Annotated in this window: 27 protein-coding genes; 2 read left to right on the plus strand and 25 right to left on the minus strand. The window is 29.6% G+C overall.

Annotated elements, in window-relative coordinates; genetic code table 11:
- Nucleotides 1–24: 24 nt before the first annotated feature.
- From mreB to ACYUCG_RS09460, 24 genes are all read right to left on the minus strand, one after another.
- Nucleotides 25–1062, minus strand: coding sequence for a rod shape-determining protein MreB (gene mreB / locus ACYUCG_RS09345; RefSeq protein ID WP_283681862.1), 1038 nt, complete (start codon nucleotides 1060–1062; stop codon nucleotides 25–27).
- 90 nt (nucleotides 1063–1152) lie between these two features.
- Complete coding sequence (gene spoIIID / locus ACYUCG_RS09350) at nucleotides 1153–1404, minus strand: sporulation transcriptional regulator SpoIIID (protein WP_003452341.1); 252 nt, start codon at nucleotides 1402–1404, stop codon at nucleotides 1153–1155.
- Nucleotides 1405–1479: 75 nt separating this feature from the next.
- Complete coding sequence (locus ACYUCG_RS09355) at nucleotides 1480–2250, minus strand: M23 family metallopeptidase (RefSeq protein WP_060795548.1); 771 nt, start codon at nucleotides 2248–2250, stop codon at nucleotides 1480–1482.
- 109 nt (nucleotides 2251–2359) lie between these two features.
- Nucleotides 2360–3379, minus strand: coding sequence for a stage II sporulation protein D (spoIID, locus tag ACYUCG_RS09360; protein ID WP_460268490.1), 1020 nt, complete (start codon nucleotides 3377–3379; stop codon nucleotides 2360–2362).
- A 111-nt stretch (nucleotides 3380–3490) separates the two neighbouring features.
- Nucleotides 3491–4756 (minus strand): UDP-N-acetylglucosamine 1-carboxyvinyltransferase, encoded by a 1266-nt coding sequence (murA, locus tag ACYUCG_RS09365; RefSeq protein WP_240298752.1) that lies wholly within the window; start codon nucleotides 4754–4756, stop codon nucleotides 3491–3493.
- Nucleotides 4757–4778: 22 nt separating this feature from the next.
- On the minus strand, nucleotides 4779–5423 hold the full coding sequence (locus ACYUCG_RS09370; protein ID WP_283681868.1) for a hypothetical protein: 645 nt from the start codon (nucleotides 5421–5423) through the stop codon (nucleotides 4779–4781).
- A gap of 181 nt (nucleotides 5424–5604) precedes the next feature.
- Nucleotides 5605–6006, minus strand: a complete 402-nt coding sequence (locus tag ACYUCG_RS09375; protein WP_460268491.1) for a F0F1 ATP synthase subunit epsilon — start codon at nucleotides 6004–6006, stop codon at nucleotides 5605–5607.
- A 15-nt stretch (nucleotides 6007–6021) separates the two neighbouring features.
- Complete coding sequence (gene atpD / locus ACYUCG_RS09380) at nucleotides 6022–7419, minus strand: F0F1 ATP synthase subunit beta (RefSeq protein ID WP_060795539.1); 1398 nt, start codon at nucleotides 7417–7419, stop codon at nucleotides 6022–6024.
- 13 nt (nucleotides 7420–7432) lie between these two features.
- Nucleotides 7433–8284 carry an ATP synthase F1 subunit gamma gene (atpG, locus tag ACYUCG_RS09385; protein ID WP_060795537.1) on the minus strand — a complete coding sequence of 284 codons (852 nt, stop codon included), beginning with the start codon at nucleotides 8282–8284 and terminating at the stop codon, nucleotides 7433–7435.
- Between the two features lie 64 nt (nucleotides 8285–8348).
- Nucleotides 8349–9857: a F0F1 ATP synthase subunit alpha gene (gene atpA, locus ACYUCG_RS09390; RefSeq protein WP_060795536.1), complete on the minus strand. Its 1509-nt coding sequence runs from the start codon at nucleotides 9855–9857 to the stop codon at nucleotides 8349–8351.
- Nucleotides 9858–9867: 10 nt separating this feature from the next.
- Nucleotides 9868–10407 (minus strand): F0F1 ATP synthase subunit delta, encoded by a 540-nt coding sequence (locus ACYUCG_RS09395; RefSeq protein WP_060795534.1) that lies wholly within the window; start codon nucleotides 10405–10407, stop codon nucleotides 9868–9870.
- A gap of 2 nt (nucleotides 10408–10409) precedes the next feature.
- Entirely contained in the window at nucleotides 10410–10889 is a 480-nt protein-coding gene (locus ACYUCG_RS09400; protein ID WP_060795533.1) for a F0F1 ATP synthase subunit B, read from the minus strand.
- Between the two features lie 99 nt (nucleotides 10890–10988).
- Nucleotides 10989–11207 (minus strand): ATP synthase F0 subunit C, encoded by a 219-nt coding sequence (gene atpE, locus ACYUCG_RS09405; protein WP_011592986.1) that lies wholly within the window; start codon nucleotides 11205–11207, stop codon nucleotides 10989–10991.
- A 60-nt stretch (nucleotides 11208–11267) separates the two neighbouring features.
- Complete coding sequence (locus ACYUCG_RS09410) at nucleotides 11268–11942, minus strand: F0F1 ATP synthase subunit A (RefSeq protein ID WP_081092153.1); 675 nt, start codon at nucleotides 11940–11942, stop codon at nucleotides 11268–11270.
- A 58-nt stretch (nucleotides 11943–12000) separates the two neighbouring features.
- Entirely contained in the window at nucleotides 12001–12363 is a 363-nt protein-coding gene (locus tag ACYUCG_RS09415; protein WP_060795532.1) for an ATP synthase subunit I, read from the minus strand.
- Between the two features lie 679 nt (nucleotides 12364–13042).
- Entirely contained in the window at nucleotides 13043–14221 is a 1179-nt protein-coding gene (locus ACYUCG_RS09420) for an acetyl-CoA C-acetyltransferase (RefSeq protein WP_060795531.1), read from the minus strand.
- A 267-nt stretch (nucleotides 14222–14488) separates the two neighbouring features.
- Complete coding sequence (gene wecB, locus ACYUCG_RS09425; protein WP_460268492.1) at nucleotides 14489–15643, minus strand: non-hydrolyzing UDP-N-acetylglucosamine 2-epimerase; 1155 nt, start codon at nucleotides 15641–15643, stop codon at nucleotides 14489–14491.
- 62 nt (nucleotides 15644–15705) lie between these two features.
- A complete protein-coding gene (gene upp / locus ACYUCG_RS09430; protein WP_460268493.1) occupies nucleotides 15706–16335 on the minus strand; it encodes a uracil phosphoribosyltransferase in 630 nt (209 codons plus the stop codon).
- Nucleotides 16336–16379: 44 nt separating this feature from the next.
- Entirely contained in the window at nucleotides 16380–16829 is a 450-nt protein-coding gene (gene rpiB, locus ACYUCG_RS09435; RefSeq protein WP_283681876.1) for a ribose 5-phosphate isomerase B, read from the minus strand.
- A gap of 264 nt (nucleotides 16830–17093) precedes the next feature.
- Nucleotides 17094–18146 (minus strand): L-threonylcarbamoyladenylate synthase, encoded by a 1053-nt coding sequence (locus ACYUCG_RS09440; RefSeq protein WP_003457388.1) that lies wholly within the window; start codon nucleotides 18144–18146, stop codon nucleotides 17094–17096.
- A gap of 22 nt (nucleotides 18147–18168) precedes the next feature.
- Complete coding sequence (locus ACYUCG_RS09445; RefSeq protein ID WP_003452379.1) at nucleotides 18169–18759, minus strand: hypothetical protein; 591 nt, start codon at nucleotides 18757–18759, stop codon at nucleotides 18169–18171.
- A gap of 78 nt (nucleotides 18760–18837) precedes the next feature.
- On the minus strand, nucleotides 18838–19920 hold the full coding sequence (gene prfA, locus ACYUCG_RS09450) for a peptide chain release factor 1 (protein ID WP_003452315.1): 1083 nt from the start codon (nucleotides 19918–19920) through the stop codon (nucleotides 18838–18840).
- A gap of 56 nt (nucleotides 19921–19976) precedes the next feature.
- A complete protein-coding gene (prmC, locus tag ACYUCG_RS09455; protein ID WP_460268494.1) occupies nucleotides 19977–21740 on the minus strand; it encodes a peptide chain release factor N(5)-glutamine methyltransferase in 1764 nt (587 codons plus the stop codon).
- Between the two features lie 25 nt (nucleotides 21741–21765).
- Complete coding sequence (locus tag ACYUCG_RS09460) at nucleotides 21766–22365, minus strand: thymidine kinase (protein WP_060795525.1); 600 nt, start codon at nucleotides 22363–22365, stop codon at nucleotides 21766–21768.
- A 155-nt stretch (nucleotides 22366–22520) separates the two neighbouring features.
- Here ACYUCG_RS09460 and rpmE point away from each other — a divergent pair, with 155 nt between their 5' ends.
- Both rpmE and ACYUCG_RS09470 read left to right on the plus strand, forming a co-directional pair.
- Entirely contained in the window at nucleotides 22521–22727 is a 207-nt protein-coding gene (gene rpmE, locus ACYUCG_RS09465; RefSeq protein ID WP_003452406.1) for a 50S ribosomal protein L31, read from the plus strand.
- A 108-nt stretch (nucleotides 22728–22835) separates the two neighbouring features.
- Nucleotides 22836–23960 (plus strand): MGDG synthase family glycosyltransferase, encoded by a 1125-nt coding sequence (locus ACYUCG_RS09470; RefSeq protein ID WP_306424325.1) that lies wholly within the window; start codon nucleotides 22836–22838, stop codon nucleotides 23958–23960.
- A gap of 42 nt (nucleotides 23961–24002) precedes the next feature.
- Here ACYUCG_RS09470 and rho read toward each other — a convergent pair whose 3' ends face one another.
- A complete protein-coding gene (gene rho / locus ACYUCG_RS09475) occupies nucleotides 24003–25463 on the minus strand; it encodes a transcription termination factor Rho (RefSeq protein WP_003452426.1) in 1461 nt (486 codons plus the stop codon).
- Between the last annotated feature and the right edge of the window lie 161 nt (nucleotides 25464–25624).

A 25624-nucleotide genomic window follows, 5' to 3' on the forward strand; every position in this document is an offset into this window, starting at 1 on the left:
ATATTAAGAGATATATGGTTAATTTTACTCATCAATTAATTTTACTTCTAAATCATCCATACCTAAATTTAATTTTTCAAATGTTTTTAAAACTTTACCTGTTCCCTCAGCTACACATTTTACAGCATCATCAGCCACTCTAACCTTAACGCCTGTCCTTTGCTCGATAAACTTATCTAAGCCATTTAATAAAGCTCCTCCACCAGTCATGAGAATTCCTTCTTCTATTATATCAGCAGCTAATTCAGGTGGTGTTTTTTCAAGAACAGAGTGTACAGCTTCACCAATTATGCTAACCTCATCTTTTAAGGCTATTCTAAGTTCTTCACTATCTACTGTTATTATTCCAGGTAAGCCTGTTATTAAATTTCTTCCCTTTACTTCCATGATTTCTTTTCTATTACCTTCAACAGCTGTAGCAACATTTATTTTTAATTCCTCTGCTGTTCTTTCACCAATCATAAGTTTATATTTACTTCTAACAAATTTAATTATAGCTTCATCAAATCTGTCTCCAGCTACTTTTACAGATTCTCTTATAACAATTCCACCTAAGGATATTATAGCTATATCTGCAGTTCCTCCACCTATATCTACAACCATATGTCCACTAGCCTTTGATATATCTAATCCCGCTCCTATTGCAGCTGCTAATGGTTCTTCTATAAGATATACGTTTTTAGCTCCTGAATTTTTTGCAGCATCTATAACTGCTCTTTTCTCAATTCCAGTTGCTTGACAAGGTATACATATCATTACTTTAGGTGCAGATATTCTTCTATTTCCAACACCCTTCTTGATAAAATACTTTAACATAGCTTCTGTCATCTCATAATCTGATATAACCCCATTTCTCATAGGTCTTAATGCTACTATATTTCCAGGTGTTCTTCCTATCATCTGCCTTGCAGATTCTCCTACTGCTAGAACTTTGTTCTTATTTTTGTCTATGGCTACCACTGATGGCTCTTTTAAGACTATACCTTTATCTTTCATATAGACAAGAACTGTTGCTGTTCCAAGATCTATACCCATGTCTGTACCTTTTCTCCAAAACCACATATTTACAACTCCCTAATATATAATAATAATTATTATTTTCTATAAAAATATACATAAATACTAACTTTTATTATATAAGGAATATTTTCATCATTCAACAACTTTATATTTTAGCTTAGTTGCCTTTCCACCTCTTATGTGTCTTTCAGCTTTATTTAAATCTAAGATACTTTTTGCTTCTTCAGCTATATCAGGATTTATCTTAGGCAATCTTTCAGTCATATCCTTATGTATAGTACTCTTACTTACACCAAAAACTTTAGCTGTTTTCCTTATAGTAGCTCTTGAATAAATAATGTACTGAGCTACTTCTAAAACTCTCTCTTCAATATAATCTTTCAAGAACCGTACCTCCTTAAAAATATTCTTAATTTTTTAATCAGCTGCTTCTTAAAAAGCAGCTGATTATGTACTAAATTATTCTTTTACAGGAATATCTTTTAAATATTTTTGTGGATCTACTGGTTCCTTAGAATTTTCCATATGGAACATTAAATAAGTTTCAGAAACTCTGTCACTTGGACTACTTTGAATAGTTTTTCCAATCTTACCTATAGAATCTCCTTTTTTAACATTATCCCCTTCTTTAACTTTAATTTCTGGATCTAAGTTTCCATAAAAACCAACAATACCGTTTTGATGCTCTATTTTAACAAAACACCCCTCTTTTGAGTTCCCTTTTCCAGCCTCTACAACTTTACCATCACCAATTGCTAAAACTTCAGTTCCCTCAGCAGCTTCTATATCTATTCCTTTATAAACAGATGCACTTTGACCTGATTCATTTAATCTAGGTTCTAAGTTATATAATCTTGTTATAACTCCACCCTTAATTGGTGATATAAAGCTTTGACTTTGATTTGAAGTCGCTACTGACTTATCAGCATTATTTGCTTCAGGTTTTAATTCTTCAACCTTAGCTTCATTAGATGCAGTTTCTTCTGAATCATTTGTTGCTTCTGTTTTTCCTTCAACTAATTCCGCATCATCAAAAGTATTACCAGTTGTAGTACTATTATCCTCTGTATTTTCTATAGTGTTTTCTGCTATATTTTCTTCTACTGTGTTATTTGCACTTTTATTTGCTACCACTACTCCAACTGTTGCTACTAAGCATAGGCAAACAAATAAAACTACATAAAATCCATCCTTTTTAATAAATCTCTTAAATTGGTCTTTTTTATTCATTTTCAACACCTCCGTTTCTAATTCTGTCCATTTATCCTAAATTAATACACATATATAAATCTTTTTTTATAAAAAAAGAACAAGCAAAATTTATTTGCTTGTTCTTCTATTAATCTATTAAAACTTTATTACTATCTTCAATTTTACTGCCTTTAAAATAATGCTCTAATATTTCATCATATTTACTGCCTTCCTTTGCCATTACATTAGCACCCCATTGGCTCATACCAACACCATGTCCATAACCTAAACATTTTATGTTTACTTTGTCCTCTAAAACTTCTAATGTAAAATTAGCAGAATTTAATCCAAATATTTTTCTAAATTCCTTCCCCTTAATTGTAGCATTTCCTATTTTTATGTCATTTACAGTTCCCCCTGTATTTCTATTTAATATTTTAACTTCTTCATTTATGTTATTTCCTAAATCACTATTAGGAATAGATTTTTTAATTTTACTCTTAAAATCACTTATAGACATGCTTATTTCACTCTCATATTTAGGTGATATTTCTTCACCTGGACTTTCAACAGACTTTAAATAAGGAACATCTTCTGAAAATACAGCAACAGCATCCTCTGTATTTCCTGAACTTGTAGAAAAATATTGAGGATATTTTACTAACTGGTCATTGTAAGCCAGAACCTTTCCTGCTGTTTCTTTAACAACCGCTTTTAATTTTTTTAAATATTCTTCTCCCTCTTTACCCCAAGCTTTTTTCCGTTCATTAATATTTAAGTATGCTTGACAATGAGTAGTATCACATATATTTCCTTCTTTTATATTGCTACATCCAGAAATTAATTTATTTATAACAAATGTTCTTGCTAAAATAGCCTGAGCTTTTAATGCCTCTTCATGAAAGGTAGCTGGCATTTCACTTGAAACTACAGATAACACATATTCCTCTAATGGTACTTTTTCTACTTTATTTTCTTTAGATATGTAAACTTCAACTTCCTTTAAGTTGACTACATCAACTAACTTTTTATTTTCAACTTTATCTACCTTATTAATTTCAGCCATACTTGAACTAGATAAAAAACCAAAAAGTATTGGTATAAAAACTATACTCACTATGATTGCACCAATAAAAATTATTGGTTCTAAAATTTTTCTATTTATCATAAATCCTCCTAAAACTTATTAATACAGTTTATGTATATGCTAAGTTTTCTAAAACTCGAACTTATAATAAAATTATTTAAAGTAAAAAAAGTCAACAGCAATGCTGTTGACTTATATTCTACTTATGTCAGCGCCTAATGCTCTGAACTTATTTTCTATTTCAACATAACCTCTATCTATATGATATATATCAGTAACTATTGTCTCTCCCTTTGCTACAAGTCCAGCTAAAATCAAAGCAGCTCCTGCTCTTAAATCAGTTGCCTTAACTTCACATCCAGTAAGGTTATTTACTCCTTCAATTAAAGCAGTTCTTCCTTCTACTTGTATATTTGCACCCATACGTCTTAATTCATCTACATTCATGAATCTATTCTCAAAAACACTTTCTGTTATCATACTACTTCCTTTTGCTATACTCAACAAACTCATCATTTGTGATTGCATATCAGTAGGATATCCTGGATATGGCATTGTTTTTATATTAATTGGTTTTATTTCTTCATTTCCTTTTACTATTATACTGTTTTCCTCATTATGGACATCCCAAAACTCTGTTCCAGCTTCTTTTAGTTTAGATATTATCGCTGAACAATGATCCTTATTTACTCCATTTATTTTTATTTTTGATCCTGTTATTGCTGCTGCAACCATAAATGTTCCAGCTTCTATTCTATCATATATAGGAGTGTACTCAGTTGAACTTAATGAATCCACACCCTCTATTATTATTTTACCTGGTTTTTCAATATAAATTTTAGCTCCCATAGAATTTAAAAAATTAATTAAATCAGTTATTTCTGGCTCTTGGGCTGCATTTTCAATTACCGTAGTCCCTTTAGCCATAGTTGCTGCCATCATTATATTCTCTGTTGCCCCAACTGATGGAAAGTCTAAATATATCTTACTTCCAACTAATTTTTTTGCCTTTATACATACAAATCCATTGCCACAATTGCTATCTTCAGCTCCTAAGGCTCTAAGTCCTTTTATATGCAATTCTATTGGTCTAGAACCTATATTACATCCGCCTGGTCTAGCTAACCTAAACTCTCCATATTTAGCTATCATTGGTCCCATTATTAAAAATGAAGCTCTCATTTTTTTAACCAAATCCTCACTTGGAATTAAAGGCTCTTTATTTAGTGGTGGTACAATTAATTTATTTTCTTTCTTATCTATTTTTAAATTATACCCTAATTGCTCCATAACATTACAAATTGTAAAAACATCTTGTAACATAGGTAATTCATTTATTAGTACACCATCAGTAGCTAATATACTTCCTGCGATTATTGGTAAAACTGAGTTCTTAGCTGTATTTATATTTACTTCTCCTTTTAATTTCTTTCCACCTTTTACTACTATTTTATCCATATTATCCTCCATTAAAATTATTTTAATATGTTGTGAATATGATAGGAGTTCCTAAAATCAACTTCCTATCTTCCTCATATGTCATAATGGAGTAATTAAACTGGTAATCACTCTTAAGATTAATTATTCCTGTAGTTCCTTTCTCTAAATTTATTCTTTTAGTTTCCTTTACCTTACTCTTACCAATTGATTCTATAAGTTTTTCTTCAATTTCATCTATATTATTATTCTCTCTAATAGTGCCTTTTATATAAGTATAATATTTTATATTTTTCATATTTTTATTATGAATAACTTGAAAATGTTCCTTAATATTATTAAAATCAATTCTATTTTTAGAAACAATTACTATTTGAACTCTACTTTTTGAATTTTCTTCTATTAGATTAATATCTAAATCAAATTGTTTTTTTGAAGTATTTAAATATATTTCATTTTCTTTTTCTACTATACTAGTAAAATCTTCAATTTTAATATAATCACTAATATGATTAAACTTATCTTTCATATTTTCATCTGTAATATATTCTATTTTCATACCATACTCTTCTATATTACAAATCTCCTCTTCAACTTTAGAATAGACTTTATTATCTAAATTAATAGTGCTTGGACTAAAAATAAGAGAGAAACAAAATAATGCTGCTACCAAAATATTATTATTCATTAATATACCACCCTTCCATCTAAATTATTGTCAAGGATAGTATTTTTATACAATAATTCTCTTATATATTATCAATATATTATAGTAATCTGAAAAAGTTCTATTAATTACATAAAAATATTTATTGAGAAGCATAATCATAATAAAAAAAGCATACAGTTTCCTGTATGCTTTATATAAATTACATTTCTTTTAACTTTAATCTAGACATAGCTCTTGCTAAGGCTAACTTAGCTCTCTTTTCATCTAGCTCATCAGTCTTATTGTTTAATCTTTCCTCTGCTCTTTGCTTAGCATTCATAGCTCTTGCTTGATCTATTTCTTCAGGCCATTCTGCTGAATTTACACAAAAAGTAACTTCATTGTTTTGAACCTTCATTAATCCTGTTGAAGTAAATAAATATTTACTTTCACCATTCTCATCATCTATTCTTGTAACAGTAGGAACAGTCGCTGTTAAATAAGGTTGGTGACCTGCTAATACTTCAAACTCACCGACAGCATTTTTACATAAGACTCTTGAAACTTCACCTGAAATAAGAACTCTTTCTGGTGTTGTAACAATTAACTTGAATTTATTCATTTTTATTCACCCCTTTTATTGGGCTATTGCTCTAGCTTTTTCTAGAACTTCTTCTATTGTTCCAGCAAATAAGAAAGCTGATTCAGGAACATTGTCATGTCTACCCTCTAATATTTCTTTGAAACCTCTTATAGTTTCTTTTATTGGAACGTATCTACCTTGCATTCCAGTAAATTGCTCTGCTACTGTGAATGGTTGTGATAAGAATTTTTGTATTCTTCTTGCTCTAGCAACTATTAATTTATCTTCATCTGCAAGCTCATCAACACCAAGGATAGCGATGATATCTTGAAGTTCTTTATATCTTTCTAATATATGCTTAACTTTTGAAGCAACTTCATAGTGTTCTTCTCCAACAACTCTTGGGTCTAATATTCTTGATGAAGAATCTAGTGGATCAACAGCTGGGTAAATACCTATTTCAGCTATACTTCTTGATAAAACTGTCTTAGCATCAAGATGGTTGAATGTTGTAGCTGGAGCTGGGTCAGTTAAGTCATCGGCTGGTACGTATACCGCTTGAACTGATGTAATTGATCCATGAGTAGTTGATGTGATTCTCTCTTGAAGAGCTCCCATCTCTGTAGCAAGAGTTGGTTGGTAACCAACAGCTGATGGTATTCTTCCTAATAAAGCTGAAACCTCTGATCCAGCTTGTGAGAATCTGAATATGTTATCTATGAATAATAACACGTCTTGCCCTTGGTCTCTGAAGTACTCAGCCATAGTAAGTCCTGTTAAAGCAACTCTCATTCTTGCTCCAGGTGGTTCGTTCATTTGTCCAAATACTAATGCTGTATTTTTTATAACTCCTGATTCCATCATTTCATAGTAAAGGTCATTACCTTCTCTTGATCTTTCTCCAACTCCTGTGAATACAGAAAGTCCACCGTGCTCTTTAGCTATGTTGTTTATAAGCTCTTGGATAAGAACTGTTTTACCAACACCGGCACCTCCAAATAGACCGATTTTTCCCCCTCTTTGGTAAGGTGCTAAAAGGTCGATAACCTTTATTCCTGTCTCAAACATTTGAGGAACAACTGATTGCTCTTCAAATGATGGAGCTGGTCTATGAATTGGATATTTTTCTTCATTATTAACTTCAGCTCCACTATCTAGTGGTTTACCTAATACGTTAAATATTCTTCCTAATACGCATTCACCAACTGGTACTGATATAGGTGCTCCTGTATCAACAGCTTCTACACCTCTTCTTAGTCCTTCAGTAGCCTCCATAGCTATAGTTCTAACTATATCGTCTCCTACGTGTTGCTCTACCTCACAAACTAAGATTTTTCCATCGTCCATTTTTATGTGTATTGCATTAAATATATTAGGAAGTTCATCATTTGCAAATTTTATATCTACAACTGGTCCAATAACCTGAACTACTTTACCTATATTATTAGACATTTTGAGTACCTCCTTATTTTTGTGCTTCTGCTCCACCAACGATTTCTGATATCTCTTGTGTTATAATACTTTGTCTTATTCTATTGTACTTAGCATCTAATGAGTTTAATAAATCATCGGCATTTTTAGTTGCTCCGTCCATTGCCTGCATTCTAGCACTTTGTTCACTAGCTTTTGAATTAAACATAGCATTCATGAATTTACCTTTTAAATATGATGAAACTAATGAATCTATTATTTCATCCTCATCCGGTTCAATTAAGAAAGAAACTTTACCTTTTTCTCCAGTTAAGTCTAGTGGTAATAATTTTTCTTCAACAACCTCTTGCTTAACAGGTGAAAAGAATTTAGTGTAAACTAAACTTACTTCTCCAAAATTTCCATCAGTAAATTCTTTAACAGCTTTATTCACTATAGTTGATGCATCACCAACGTTTGGTGTATCTCCTAAATCAACATATTCTGCTAAAGTAGAAATCTTGTTTTTCTTAACATAATGGATACCTTTTTTTCCTACTACTACTGCTTCGATGTTTTGAAGATTATCTTCATATTTATCTCTTACAAAAGCCGCAGTATTACCATTAAATCCACCACATAATCCTGAATCTGATGCTAATAATATTATTAACTTTTTAGGATTATCATTGGGTTTAAGTAAAGGATTATTATTGCTATTTAATGATCCGATTAATTCTCTAGCAATTTCATCTAGACTACTAAAATATTGATTATTTTCAGTTAGTTTTTGTCTAGCTTTTCTTAACTTAGAAGTGGCAACAAGTCCCATAGCTTTTGTTATTTTTCTTGTGTTTTTGATACTTTTTATTCTTCTTTTAATTTCTAAAAGTCCTGCACCTGCCATTTAAGCTCCACCTCCATTCTTAAAAATGTGGGCATAGCTTTAATTAAAAAGCTATGCTCTTATTTTACATTAAGAATATTTTTTTAAATTCTACTATAGCACTTTCTAAAGCAGATTTTAATTCATCGTCTAAAACTTTCTTATCTAATATAGCTTTACCAATTTCTCTATGATGAGTATCCATATATTCTAAGAATTCTTTTTCAAATTTCTTAATATCTGAAACTTTAATATCTAATAAGAAATTGTTAACTGCAGCATATATTATCATAATTTGTTTTTCAACTGCCATTGGCTTATATTGATCTTGCTTTAAGATTTCAATAAGTCTCTTACCTTTTTCAAGTCTTGCTTGAGTATCTTTATCAAGGTCTGAACCAAATTGAGCGAATGATGCTAACTCTCTATATTGAGCAAGTTCTAGTCTTAATGTACCAGAAACTTGTTTCATTGCTTTTATTTGAGCGTTACCTCCAACCCTTGAAACTGATATACCAGGGTTAACAGCTGGTCTTTGTCCTGCGTTGAATAACTCAGTTTCTAAGAATATCTGTCCATCTGTTATTGATATAACGTTAGTTGGAATATATGCTGTTACGTCTCCTGCTAATGTTTCTATTATTGGAAGTGCTGTTAATGAGCCTCCACCATTTTCTTTTGATAACTTAGCAGCTCTTTCAAGTAGTCTTGAATGGATGTAGAATACATCCCCTGGGTAAGCTTCTCTTCCTGGTGGTCTTCTAATTAATAGTGACATTGTTCTATAAGCAACTGCGTGCTTACTTAAGTCATCATATATTATTAATACATGTTTACCTTTATTCATGAAGTATTCACCCATTGTACATCCTGAATATGGTGCAATGTATTGTAATGGAGCTGATTCTGATGCTGATGCAGTTACAACTATTGAATAGTCCATAGCTCCTTCTTCAGTTAAAGTGTTAACTATGTTAGCTACTGTTGATTGTTTTTGTCCAATAGCAACGTATATACATATAACATCTTTACCTTTTTGGTTAATTATAGTATCTATAGCTATAGCAGTTTTACCTGTTTGTCTATCTCCTATAATTAACTCCCTTTGTCCTCTACCTATTGGTATCATTGAGTCGATTGCTTTGATACCTGTTTGTAGAGGCTCATTAACAGAACTTCTTTCTAGTATACCTGGTGCTGGTACTTCTATAGCTCTGTATCCATCATTTTTAATAGGTCCTTTTCCGTCTATAGGTTGACCTAATGAATTAACAACTCTACCTATTAAGGCCTCTCCTACTGGTACTTCAACTATTTTTCCAGTTCTTTTAACGATGTCTCCTTCTTTTATACCTTCTTCAGATCCTAAAAGAACACAACCAACGTTATCCTGCTCTAAGTTAAGAGCCATACCGAAAACTTGATTAGGGAATTCAAGAAGTTCACCTTCCATACATTCTTCTAATCCGTAAACTCTGGCAACTCCGTCACCTATCTGTATGATAGTACCAGAATCAACAGTTTCTAACTCTTTTTCATAGTTTTTTATTTCATTCTTGATTATAGAAGTTATTTCTTCTGGTTTAATATGCATAGACTCACCTCTATTCTCTCTTAAGCATTATCTGTTTCATATCGTCAAGTCTAGATTTAACAGTACCATCTATAACATCATCGCCAACTCTGACAAAAAGTCCTCCAATGATACTTTTATCTATTTCTTGCTTTAATAAAATTTTCTTTGAGTATTTATTTTCTAACTTTCCTACAAGTCTTGTAACTTCATCTTCTGTTAATGGAACAACACTTTTTACTTCTGCAAATAAAGTATTGTTTCTTTCTAGATGGATTTTTTCCATTTCTCTTAATTTTTCTCTTAGATAAAGTATTCTATCTTTTTCTATAAGAACCATTAAAAATGAAAGTAACTCGTCATCTATTTTTCCTTCAAATATGTTTCTGAAAGTTTTTTTCTTTCTTACAGTACTAATTTGAGGATGTTTTATTATTTCATAAAGTTCATTATTTCCATAAATAATATCACAGATTTCTCTTAAATCATTTAAATATTCTTCAACTTTATGCTTTTCTTCCGCAACTTCATATAGAGCTAAGGCATATCTACGATCTAAATATTCATACATAATTAGATACCTACCTTTTCAATAAAATCATTTATTAATTCTCTATGTTTAGATTCATCAATAGTTTCTCCAAGTGCTTTTTCTGAAAGCATTACAGAAATATCAACTACTTGTTGCTTTAACTCGTATTTTACTTTTTCTTCTTCTCTTTGAATTTCAATATTAGCTCTATTTATTATAGCCTCAGCTTCTCTATGAGCATCATCAACTATTTCTTTATAAATTCTATCAGCTTCTTTTTTCTGTTCTTCTCTAAGCTTTCTGCCCTCTTCTTTAGCAGATTTAAGAATTCTTTCATTATCTAATCTTAATCTTCTTGCTTTTTCTGCATCTTCATCGGCCTTTAAGATAGTTTCATCTATAGCCTCTTGTCTTGCATCGATGGCTCTTTTGATTTTGTCCCAGAAAAAATGTTTTAGTATAAGAATTAATATTATAAAGTTAATGATTGTAGCTAATATTCTCATAAAATTTAATTCCATATATCAATCACAGCCTCCCTTCGGAGTCAATTATATTAACTCTATTATCTTCATTTATTAATTACTATAAGTTCTTAATAAAAAGTACGCAATTTGATATTAAACAACGAATAATAATATTATTGAAATTACTAAACCATATATAGCTGTTGCCTCTGAAAGACCAGCTCCCATGATGAATAAACTTTGGATTTTATCTGATGCTTCTGGTTGTCTTGCAGTAGCTTCTATTGCTCCTGCTGTTGCAATTCCTATACCGATTCCGGCTCCTATACCTGCTAATACAGCTATACCTGCTGCTAATAACTTCATATCCATTAAAAATTCCTCCTTTTTTAAATCAAAGTAAAGTTATTTTGATTTGTTCATTTAATTTTTCTAATGTTCTGCTGTCATTTTAATATTTACCATTGTTAACATAGTAAATACTATCATTTGTATTGTTCCGTCGAATACATCGAAGAAACCATGTGCAACTATTGGCACACCTAACTGAGCTATCCATCCTATATGTGCTAGACCTGAATACATTAAATCTATTAATAGAGTGGCAGCTAACATATTACCAAATAAACGTAGTGCAAGAGATACTGGGAAAATAATTCTCTCCATTAAGTTTAAAGGTAACATTACTGGATAAGGCTTAAAGTATCCTTTTATATACCCTCCAACATGACATTTACGTATTGCGTTAACGTGAACAACAACAAAGGAAGTAATTGTTAATGCTACTGCAACACTTAAATCTTGAGTAGGAGGTGCAAGCCCTATTAATCCATAAAGGTTTAATACAAGTAGGAATACTGCTAATGTTCCTATATAAGGTACAAAACCAATATAACTTTCCCCCATGTTACTCTTTACCAAGTTATAAACTGTTTGATAAAGTGACTCTAAAACAACTTGTAACTTACCTGGTTTATTTTTAAGATTTTTAGTTGACAATATAGCGAATATTGTTATAACAAGCATTGCTGCCCATTGAAAAATAATTGTACTACTAATTGTTAAACTACCAATCTTAACTGTAAACATTGGTGCAAAGATATCCACGGAATCACTCCCTTTCTATCTTAGTATTAATTTATATATGTATATAAATATTTATTTATTATTTTGATAAGGCCTTATTCTTTTTTGTATAAATAAATATTGATATCTGATGTGAAATAAATCCTATTAAGTAAAATGCTAATACTTTAACATCTTTCATAAATATTACTGTAAATAAAAGAATTAATATCATTCTTAATACAAAACTTAATTGTATCTTTAAAGCTCCTCTTCTTTTATTTATTACTTTGTGAATTACAATTGCATTTACTGTAAAATTAATTGTAGCAACTATACTTCCAACTAAAAAAGCCACCCCAAATCTAAAATTAAATAAACTAATTAATAGGGTTGCTATTATTGTTAATAAAATGTTAGTCTTCATAATTGAAAAAACTAAACTTTTAATTTTAGCGTTCACATATAACCTCCATAGTTCCGCAATGTTACTTTACTAATTATATTCCCGAATTTAATATTAATAAAATTTAAATTTTGGTTGAATTTATTAATATTCTGATATTTTAAAGTAATTTTAACTATTTCCTTCATTTTTACTCTTAAAAACTCTCATTTACTCTTTTATAAATTATTTATGAATGTTTTTGAATTTATCATTTCATTTTTCTGAATTTTTAAATTACTATGTAAGAACTTAAATTAAATTTCGATTACTATTTTCGATTTTGAAATCCTTTTTTAAAAGTTTTTGTTATAAAATTGTATCTTTTATAGGCTTTTTTATCAAAAAAATTTCAAACCACTATTAAGAATAAAACATACAACTTAAAAGGTTTTGAATAACCTTTTTAATATTTATTCACATTTTTTTATTTTTTTTTTTCAAAATTTAAGATTTTAAATATTTTTCTTCACTTTAATCCTATTTTTTTCTATTCTTCTTACTATTATTCATGTTTTTTTATATAAAATTAAATAAATTATATATTTTTACTATGAATTTTTATTATTAATTTCGTGCATATTTTTAAATATATTTTTAGATTTAAACATGATTTACAAAAAATTTTTAATAAAAAAGATACCATCCTCAAATAGGATAGTATCTTTAAATATATATTATAATAATGGTAAACTTATTATCTTTCTACTATTAAAGCAGTTCCCATTCCTCCACCTATACAAAGTGTTGCTAAACCTCTCTTAGCATCTCTTTTCATCATTTCATGAAGTAATGTAACTAATATTCTAGCTCCTGAAGCTCCAACTGGATGTCCTAAAGCTATAGCTCCACCATTTACATTAACTTTGCTCATATCGAATTCTAAATCTTTAGCAACTGCTAAACTTTGAGCTGCAAAAGCTTCATTTGCTTCTATTAAATCAAGATCTGCAACTGTTAATCCAGTTCCTTCTAAAGCTTTTTTAGTAGCATAGAATGGGCCATATCCCATAATTGAAGGATCTAATCCTTTTGAACCATAAGAAACTATTTTACAGATTGGAGTTACTCCTAATTCTTTTGCTTTTTCAGCACTCATAACAACTAATGCAGCAGCACCATCATTTATACCTGATGCATTACCAGCTGTAACTGTACCATCTTTTTTGAATGCTGGTCTTAACTTAGCTAATTTATCAGCTGTTGTTCCAAATCTAGGGAATTCATCAGTATCAAATACTATTGGATCACCTTTTCTTTGTGGAATTACTACTGGAACTATTTCATCTTTGAATTTTCCAGCTTTTATAGCTGCTTCTGCTTTCATTTGAGAATTTGCAGCAAATTCATCTTGCATTTCTCTAGTTAATCCCCATTGTTCTGCTATATTTTCTGCAGTTATACCCATGTGGTATCCATTAAATGCATCTGTTAAAGCATCATTGACCATAGCATCGACCATTTTTCCATCGCCCATTCTTTGACCAAATCTTGCAGTTCTTAAAACATATGGTCCTTGTGACATGTTTTCCATACCACCAGCTACTATTACGTCAGCATCTCCTGCTTTTATCATTTGAGCTGCTAAAGCAACACATCTTAAACCTGAACCACAAACTTTATTTATTGTCATTGAAGGAATTTCAACTGGTAAACCAGCTTTTACAGCTGCTTGTCTTGCAGGGTTTTGTCCTAATCCAGCTTGAATTACATTTCCCATTAAAACTTCATCAACACATTCTGGTTTTACACCAGCTTTATTTAAAGCTTCTTTAATAACTAAAGCTCCTAAATCTACAGCAGGAACATCCTTTAATGAACCACCAAATGAACCTAATGCTGTTCTTACTGCACTTGCAATAACTACCTCTCTCATATCAAAAACCTCCCATTTAGGTAAAAATTTATCAAAAATCTATATTTTTTCTAACTGATTTAATTATAACCATAAATTTACTAGCTTTCAATATTTTTTGTTAAATTTTAAACAATCTTTTTTATTATTTTTTCTCTTTTCGAAAAAAAAGACAGATAATTTAGCTTTATTATAGAATTCTTTCATTAAAATTTCTATAATATTCTAAATATCTGTCTATTTATACCATTTATTCAAATTATATTTATTAAACTTTTTAACAAAGTGTTATTTACTTATAAATTCTTCTACTTCTTCATCATTTTTTCCAAAGTAATTTAAAATAGCTTTTACTATTCTTTCAGAAGCTTTACCATCTCCATATGGATTTATAGCTTTACTCATTTCTGCATAAGCCTTTTCATCATTTATAAGTGAATTAGCTTCTTTTAATATTTTTTCAACATCAGTACCAACTAATTTAACTGTTCCTGATTGAACAGCTTCTGGTCTTTCTGTAACATCTCTTAAAACTAATACTGGTTTTCCTAAATGAGGAGCTTCCTCTTGTAATCCACCTGAATCAGTCATAACCATAAAACATTTATTCATTAAGTTATGAGTTTCTTTTGTATCAAGTGGTGGTAAAAGATGTACTCTATCTTTACCATCAAGATTTTTATAAACAACCTCTTTTACAACTGGATTTAAGTGAACAAGATAAACTAATTCAACATCTTTATTATCTTCAACTATTTTATTTAAAGCTGTACAGATATTTTCTATACCTTCTCCCCAGTTTTCTCTTCTATGAGCAGTTATCATTATAACTTTTTTGTTTTCAAAATCTATTTTATTTAATTCATCATTTTCAAAAACATAGTTATCTTCTACAGTATGTTCCATAGCATCGATTACAGTGTTACCTGTAATTTTTATGTCGTTTTCATTTATTCCTTCTCTTAAAAGGTTAGCTTTTGATCCTTTAGTTGGAGCAAAATGTAAATCAGCTAAAGCACCTGTTAATTTTCTATTCATTTCTTCTGGGAATGGGAAATATTTATCAAAAGTTCTAAGTCCAGCCTCAACATGGCCTACTCTTATTTGTTGATAGAATGCTGCTAATCCTCCAGCAAAAGTTGTTGTAGTATCACCATGTACAAGTATCATATCTGGTTTTTCTTCTGTAAATACCTTTTCTAATCCCTCTAAAACTCTATTTGTTATTCCAGTAAGAGTTTGACGATTTTTCATTATGTCTAGATCAAAGTCAGGCTTTATATCAAATAGTTCTAAAACTTGATCTAACATTTCTCTATGTTGAGCAGTTACACAAACCTTTGATTCTATTTCCGGTCTTTTTTCTAATTCTTTTACTAATGGAGCCATTTTTATAGCTTCCGGTCTTGTTCCAAAGATAGTTAAAACTTTTATCTTTTCCATGAATCATTTACCTCCAAAAATAATTAATAGCTACTTAAAATAAGTAGCTATTTAAATTATAACTATTTTGTTCCAAATAGTCTATCTCCTGCATCACCTAATCCAGGAAGGATATATCCATGATCATTTAATTTCTCATCAATACATGCAACATATATATCAACATCTGGATGAGCTTTTTGTACAAACTCTATTCCTTCTGGTGAAGAAATTAAACACATAAGTCTTATTTGCTTAGCTCCTCTTTTCTTTAAAAGAGTTATAGCATCTGCAGCTGAACCACCTGTAGCTAACATTGGATCAACAACTATTATGTCTCTTTCAGCTATATCTTGTGGTAATTTGCAGAAATATTCTACAGGTTGAAGAGTTTCTTCATCTCTGTATAATCCTATATGACCTACTTTTGCTGCTGGGATAAGTTGTAGCATACCGTCTACCATACCTAATCCTGCTCTTAATATTGGAACTATAGCAACTTTTTTACCAGCTAAAACTTTACATTTAGTTTTACAAACTGGAGTTTCTATTTCTATTTCTTCCATAGGAAGATTTCTTGTTACCTCATAAGCCATAAGCATAGAAACTTCACTTACTAGTTCTCTAAAATCCTTAGACCCTGTATTTTTATCTCTTATAAAAGCTAACTTATGTAATATAAGTGGATGTGTTATTTCTGTTACTTTACTCATTGTATCTTCCTCCTAAAATTTATATAAAAATATTTTTTATCAAATTATTTTGAATACTTTTCTTCAATAGCTGTTATTTTATCTATTCTATTTTGGTGTCTTCCACCTTCAAATTCTGAATTTAAGAAAGTATCAACTATATCTAAAGCTAATCCTGGACCTACAACTCTCTCACCCATAGCTAGAATATTTGCATTGTTATGTTGTCTTGTTGCATGAGCACTAAATGTATCAGAACATAATGCTGCTCTTATTCCTGGAACTTTATTTGCTGCTATAGATATTCCTATCCCAGTTCCACAGATTAATATACCATATTCAAATTCTTTTTTAGCTACAACTTCTGCAACCTGTATAGATATATCAGGGTAATCACAAGAATCTGTGCTGTATGTACCAAAATCTTTTACCTCAATACCTTTTTCTTCTAAATGTTTTATCACTGTGTTTTTTAAATTAAATCCACCATGATCGCAACCAATTGCTATTTTCATTTCATTAACCTCCATTATACCTGTTTGTTTTAATATATTATTTTAAAAAAAGTGCTTTTTCAATGACTAATAACACTACTTAATTTAAAAAATTAAATAGTAAGTCAAATAAAAAAGCACTTTTTTTTATTAACTGGAAGAACACTAAATAAAGATATTAAACTTTCAAAAAAAACAAATATAGAATTTTTAAAAAATATAAATTCAAAACAGTTCCTTTTTCTCAAAAGTTTCATTTTTATCTAGCTCCTTCCATATATATTCTTAAACTATTGTTATGTCAAATCCACAGGATTTTTTTAATCTATTCATTATGGCTACGCCCAAATCTTTTTCCTCAAAGGCCTCAGTTATTATAACATCTACCCCTAAGTCATCAAAAGCTCTAAGCATTTCAAATAAATTTTTTGTTACAGAAGTTAAGTCTTCTCTAGTTCCTAATGATTTTACTATTCCTTCATTGTACATAGAAATTGTTTCATCAGTTGCCATAATTCCGACCTTTAAATCTTCATCTATGTAATTATGCACTATTTCTTTAATTTTTTCAACCATTTTATTTATTGGACCTTGAACCATTCTAACTTTTGCCTTTGGTGCATAATGTTTATACTTCATTCCAGGTGCCTTAGGTTTTGTATCTTTATCTAAAGTAGTTAATATAGCTTTATCTATATATACTCCTTCATCTATGTCCTTTAACATCTCTAAAGTTATGCCTCCAGGTCTTAAAACACATAAATGTTCACCAGTTGCATCTACTATAGTTGATTCTACTCCTATTTCACTTTTTTTAGCTCCTATTATAAAATCAACTCTTCCATTTAAGTCTTCTTCACATCTTTCTATATCTGTAGGACTTGGTCTTCCTGATATATTAGCTGATGGCGCTGCTATTGGAACTCCTGATAGTTCTATTAGCTTTAAGGCTATTTCATCATTTGGCATTCTAACGCCAACTGTATCTAAACCTGCTGATGTAACATCTGAAACTATATCTTTTTTCTTTAATATTATTGTTAAAGGACCTGGCCAAAATTTATCCATTAACTCCTGTGCATATTTAGGTATTTCAGCAACATATTTATCTATATCTTTTTTATCAGCTATATGTATTATTAAAGGATTATCCTGCGGTCTTCCCTTTGCCACAAAAATCTTTTTAACAGCTTCTCCATCTAAAGCATTTGCGCCTAATCCATAAACTGTTTCAGTAGGAAATGCCCCAATACCACCATTTTTTATTATTTCAGCGGCTTCCTCTAAATATTTTATATCTTTATCTATATCTTTTATGAATTGTACTTTTGTTTTCATAAAACAATATCACCTTCATCTTTTATAAATTCTTCTGACCTCTTGCGATCTTTATATTTTCAATACTATCATTTGTATAAGTTGCTGTAACACAATTTTTATAAATGTCATCTAAAAGTTTAAATTTCTTTAAAGCCCCTCTTTTTATTATTATATAATACCATTGTGTTTCCTTGTTTAATTTAATCATCTTATTATAATCCTTGCTTAGTCCAGGATGAACTTTACAAAAGTACTCTCCTACTTGCTTTCCAAATTTACCTTTTCTTCCTTTGTTAGTAAAGACAATTATAATTTTCATATCTTCAAGTTCATTTTCTGTATGAACTAAACCTACTCTATCGCAGTATATATACTTATATTTAGATAACACATTAGGTTTTATTCTTAGAATTCCATTTTCACAAGTATATTCTAATCTTATATTATTAAAATTTTTAATCATAACAATAACTATAAAAATTTCTAAAAAGATTAAATATACTATAAGAAAATCCTTATAAACTTCAAAAAAACAAACCAAAAGAGGTAATAATATTAGAAGTATTACCATAACAAACATGAATCTTTTATATGATTTTTTTTGTTTTTTTATAGCTTTATCTATATCCATAATTATATTCCTCTTTAATTACCATTTTAAAACTATGTATTTTTAAAGCCTTACATTATTCATGTAAGGCTTTGTATATTAAAATTCAGTATTACCCATTGCTTTCATCTTTTGAGCTTGATCTTCAGTAATTAGAGCATTTAATATTTCGTCTATGTCACCTTCTAAGAAACTATCTAATTTGTATAAAGTCATGTTTATTCTGTGATCAGTTACTCTTCCTTGTGGATAGTTGTAAGTTCTTATTCTTTCACTTCTATCTCCAGTACCAACCTGACTCTTTCTATCTTCAGCAATACCAGCTAATCTTTCAGCTTCAGCTTGCTCGAATAATCTTGCTCTTAATACTTTCATAGCTTTTTCTTTATTTTTAAGCTGTGATTTTTCATCCTGACATGAAACAACTAATCCTGAAGGTAAGTGAGTTATTCTTACAGCTGAATCAGTTGTGTTAACGCACTGACCACCATTACCTGATGCTCTAAATACGTCTATTTTAATATCTTTATCGTTTATTTCAATTTCTACATCATCAACTTCTGGTAAAACAGCTACTGTAGCAGTTGAAGTATGTATTCTTCCTGAACTTTCTGTATCAGGAACCCTTTGAACTCTATGTGCTCCACTCTCATATTTAAGTTTTGAATAAGCACCTGCTCCTTTTATCATGAATACAACCTCTTTGAAACCTCCAATGTCAGTTTCATTTGCACTCATTAGTTCAACTTTCCATCTATTCTTTTCAGCGTATTTAGTGTACATTCTGAAAAGATTAGCTGCAAATAGTGCTGCTTCATCTCCACCAGCACCACCTCTGATTTCAACAAATACGTTTTTATCATCATTAGGATCTTTTGGTAGTAAAAGAATTTGTATTTCGTCCTCTAATTCTTTTTTTCTTTCTGTTAAGTCCTTGATTTCAGAGTTTATCATCTCTCTCATTTCTTGATCACTTTCTTCTGAAAGCATCTCTTTGTTAGCTTCTAATTCTTCTGTCGCTTCTTTGTACTCTTTGTACTTATTAACTATAACTTCTAAGTCAGCGTGTTCCTTACAAAGCTTTCTCCACTCTTTTTGGTTAGCCATTATTGAAGGATCACTAATCTTAACTGAAAGTTCATCATATTTATTTTCAATAAAATTTAATCTATCAAGTATCATCTATTATCACTCCGTATACAGATTTTCATATTTTACAATTATAGCACACTACTATGCTATCTTTCAAGGCTTACTCTTCCTATAACACATCTATCTAAACCAGCTAAATCTTTTATGACCTTAACACCATAGTATCCTTTTTCAATCATAAGATTTTTAACATCCTCACCTTGATCATGTCCTATTTCAAAGGCTAATATACCATTTTCCTTTAATACTTCTAAAGATTCATCAATAATTCTTCTATAGAATATTAAACCATCTTCTCCCCCATCTAAAGCTAGGTGCGGCTCATAATCTTTAACATCTTCCATTAAAGTATTTATGACTTCCGTTCTTATATATGGTGGATTAGAAACTAGAATATCATACTTATTTCCTTTTTTAATGACTTCACTTAAAAGATCACTCTTAATAAAGCCACATCTTTTTGATAATTCTAATTCTCTTATATTTTTTCTTGTAACTTTTTCTGGTATATCATCTATATCTACTAAATCTACAGTAATATTCTTTCTATAATTAGCTAAAGATAAGCCTATAGCTCCGCTTCCACAACATAAATCACACACATTAATCTCTGCATCTTCATCTATATTGTTTAATACTTCCTCTACAATTATTTCAGTATCTCCTCTTGGAATTAAAACTCCTTCTTCTACATAAAAATCTAATCCCATGAATTCACAAGTTCCTAAAATATATTGCATAGGCATCTTTGATTTTCTTTTTTCTAATAAGTTTAAGAAATGTATTTCATCTGACTTTTTAACTTCTTCACTTTTATTCGTTATAAGCCATATTTTATCTTTTTCTAAAACTTTTCCTAATAATAATTGGGTGTCTAATATATATGTATCTATACCCACTTCTTTTAAAGTTTCATTTCCTAAATTTAATAATTCTCCAACTTTTTTATTTGGTTCTTTCAATCCTTCAGCCCTCCTTAAAGAAGCTATTGCTACTTCAATTTGTGAATCATCAGGCTCCCTTGTAGTCAATTTTTGCAATTGTAATCCTGGCGCTGCTATTATCTTTGCAAAATTTCCTTGAGATTTGCCAAGCCATCTTATAAGTTCATAAGTTATTCCTGATATTACTGGTAACATTGCTACTCTTATAGCCGTTCTCTGAGCAACTGAATCCCATTTAGTAAAGGAAAATATAAATATACTTACAATAGCAACTAAAAATAGAAAGTTTGTTCCACATCTAGGATGAAATCTAGGATATTTTCTTACATTTTCAACTGTAAGTTCATCTTCATTCTCATAACAGAATATAGTCTTATGTTCTGCTCCATGATATTGAAATACTCTTTCTATATCATCTACTTTTCCCATTAAGTACATGTATCCTAAAAGCATACCAATACTTATGACTCCCTCAATAACACTTAAACTCCAATCTGGAAGATTAAGTTTTTTAAGTAAAAAAGTAATTCCAGTTGGTATTGCTACAAATAAAATTATGGCAAATACAAAGGAAAGTATCATTGTAAGTGTCATTATTACATTATTAGCTTTTTCACCAAATTTATTATTTAACCAATCTTCAAATTTAGACGGTTCTGTATCATCAAAAAAACTTGCTGAATAATTTAATGATTTTAATCCTACAATTAAAGACTCTATAAGAGTTACAAATCCTCTTATAAAAGGTAGCCCTAAAATTTTATTTTTCTTTGTATATGGTATAGTCTTTTCAAAAGAAACCTCTATATCTCCCTCTGGAGTTCTAACTGCTGTGGCTGTTCCTTTTGATCCTCTCATCATAACGCCTTCTAATACTGCTTGACCGCCTACTTGGCATTTTCTCATAATTTGAACCCTATCCTTTCATTAACTACTTATCAGAATCCTTACCATATTTATATTTAAAATAGCATTGTCCACATAGTGATTGATATTCTACATTATCAACTAAATCTATAGCCACTTGTTCTCCTTCAAATGTGAACTTTCCATTTATCATTCTTCCATTTAATATAGCTTTTCTTCCACATCTACATATAGTTTTCATTTCTTCTATACTATGTGCTAATAATAAAAGTCTTTCACTTCCTTCAAACCCATTCATTTGGAAGTCTGTTCTTAATCCGTAACAAATTACTGGTATTCCCTTACCAACTGCAATTTCAAATAATTCATCTATGTGATGAGCTTTTAAAAATTGAACTTCATCAACTATTATACAATCTATTTTTCTTCCTTTTTCAAGTCTCTCTTCAATTGTTTCTATAATATTCTCATCATTATCTATTAAAATATCTACAACTCTCTCAACACCTAGTCTTGAAACAACCTTATCTCCACCTTTTTTATCAGTAGATGGTTTGATTATAATAACTTCCATACCTCTTTCTTCATAGTTATGTGCTACTTGCATAAGGTGTGTAGATTTACCTGAATTCATAGCTCCGTATCTAAAATATAATTTGCTCATTTTAACTTTAAACTCCTTATCCTTTTATAATATTCTAAATATGATTATAACTTAAATAAGAAAGCTTTTAAACTATTGACGATTAAATATCCCCATGATATACTTGTTAATAGTTGTTTAGCAACATTTTTTTATTTTTGAAAGAGGTGAATTACATGAGACAAGGCATACATCCAGAATACCATCACGATACAGTGGTTAAGTGTGCATGTGGAAACACTTTCACAACTGGTTCAGTTAAACCAGAACTTAAAGTTGAAATATGCTCTAAGTGCCACCCATTCTTCACAGGAAAACAAAAAATCGTTGATGTTGGCGGAAGAGTTGATAAGTTCAACAAGAGATTTAATCTTAATAAATAATTTCTTTATGGGAAAGACTCAAATCTTTCCCATTTTTGTTTATAAGGCATATTTTTCAAATAAAGTTTGTTTTTGCAAATAGATTTTTAGTAAAAGTGAGTGGATATGATGAAAAAAGTTCTTATTTTAAGTACATCTACTGGTTATGGTCATAATCAAGCAGCTAACTCTTTAATGGAACTTATAAAGAATGATGATACAGAAATTCTTGTACACGATTTTCTTAAGGAGAACCGTTTCTTTGATAGATCAATAGTAAATGGATACGATTTATGTGCAAGTTCCCTAGGAACTCTTTATGGTCTACTTTACAAAATTAGTAATATAAAATTTATAAATAATTTAGTTAGTTTTTTATTTTTGCCAGTCGCAAATAAATTAGCTAAATTTATCGATAGTTTTAATCCAGATTTAATAATTACAACCCATCCTTTAGCAGTAAGTATTCTTTCTTATTTAAAGAAAAGACAAATTATAAAAGTACCAGTTATTTCTGTTGTTACTGATTTTAAATGTCATTATACTTATGTTTCTAAAATAATTGATCATTACATAGTTGCTTGTGATTTTACAAAAGAAAATCTAGCCTTAAAGGGAATACCTAAAGAAAGAATATCTCCTTTTGGTATACCTGTAAAGCAAGATTTTTACAAAGAAGATTACCATAACTATGTGGAAAATACTATCCAATCACCATTAAATATTCTTTTAATGGGAGGCGGTATGGGGTTAGATAACATATCTAAAGTATTAAAAACCCTAATCAAAAATGAGAACCCTTTAAATTTAACTATTGTTTGTGGAAACAATACTGAGTTAAAGAAAGAATTATGTAAAGAATATGGGCATATAAAGGGTAATAAAAAGTTAAACATTTTAGGATATACAACTGAAATACCTAAGATAATGAAAAGTTCGGATTTAATTATTACAAAACCCGGTGGACTAACTACTACAGAATCACTTTTAAGTCATTTACCAATGATAATTCCATTTATAATTCCAGGTCAAGAAAGTGAAAATAGAGAATTTTTATCTAAAAGTAATTGTGCAATTACTATCAACCACTTGGAAGAATTAAATAAGGTAATTAATGATTTAAATAAAGATAATAATAAATTAATTAATATGAGAAAAAGTATTTTAGATGTATTAAGTTCTTATTCTCCAGAAGGAACAATTAAACTTTGCACTAAGATGCTAAATGATTCTTATAATAAAAGAAGATATTAAAGTTTATAGACTTTAATATCTTCTTTTGTTTTGAAAACTTATTTAATTTTCTAAATTGCTTTTTAGAACAACTTGTAAAAACTCTTTATTATTTTTTGTTTTTGATAATAAATTTATAAGTTTTTCAGCTACATCCTCTATATTATTTTCTTTTTGTAATACTCTTCTTATTTTATATGAAGCTTCTCTTTCTTCCTCATTAAATAATAAATCTTCTTTTCTAGTACCTGATTTATAAATATCAATAGCTGGGAATATTCTTCTTTCTTGAAGCTTTCTATCTAAGTGTACCTCCATATTTCCAGTACCCTTAAACTCTTCAAAAATCATATCATCCATTCTACTTCCTGTATCAACTAAAGAAGTTGCTAAAATTGTTAAACTTCCGCCCTCTTCTAAATTTCTAGCTGCTCCAAAGAATTTCTTAGGCATTATAAGTGCCCCTGGATCTAATCCACCTGATAAAGTTCTTCCAGATGGAGTAACTGTTAAATTATAGGCTCTTGATAATCTTGTTAGAGAATCCATTAAGATAACTACATCTCTTCCTTGCTCAACCATCCTTTTAGCTCTTTCTAATACTATACTTGAAACTTTAGCATGGTTTTGTGGTTCTTCATCAAAAGTTGAATAGATTACTTCTCCATCTATACTTCTCTTCATATCCGTTACTTCTTCTGGTCTTTCATCTATTAAAAGCACTATAAGTTTAACTTCAGGATTATTTTTTGATATATTCTGAGCTATTCTTTTTAAAAGAGTTGTTTTTCCAGCCTTAGGTGGTGCAACTATCATTCCTCTTTGTCCCTTACCTATTGGACAAATTATATCCATAAGTCTTGAACTTAAATCTCTTCCATTTTCAGTTTCAAGTCTTAATCTCTCTTTTGGATATATTGGGGTTAACTCTTCAAATTTCTTTCTTCCAACTGCTTTTTCAGGACTTTCACCATTTACTCTCTCTACATAAAGTAAAGCTTTAAACTTTTCTCCATCCTTTGGTATTCTAACTTTACCTTGAACTTCATCTCCAGTTCTTAATCCAAATCTTCTTATTTGTGATGGAGAAACATATATATCATCTTCACTTGTTAAATAATTTCTACATCTTAAAAAACCAAAATTATTATTATCTAGTATTTCAAGTATTCCCTTAGCAGAGTCTGATGAACTTATCATATCCTTTAATTGCTCTTTTTTTCCTTCATCATTTGAATTATTATAATTACTATTATTGTTATTATAATTATTGCTATTTCTAACTACTCTTTCACCAGAAAAACTTTCTTTGTTTCCACCTTGCTCTTTTTGAGATATTTTTTCTCTTAAAATAACACCATCTTTATGTATTACTTTAGTATTGCTATTTTGTTTATTAAATTCAGCTTTTAATTCCTCAATTAATTCGCTTTTTTTCTTTTTACTTATATTTTTTATTCCTAATTCTTTAGCCTGCTCTTTTAGCTGAACTAAAGTCATATTTTCATATTGTTCTATATTCAATTTAAGCACCTCCTGCTTTTTTAATTAGTGGAATAAGGTAAAGAAAAGTTGTTTTAGATTGCCTTAAGACTTTTATATATAGAAACTTTCGAATATCCTATTTAAAAATGTATAAATTTCTTATGTTAAATATTTATATTATTATCATATCACATAAAATC

This window comes from Clostridium sp. CTA-17, from assembly GCF_054767895.1.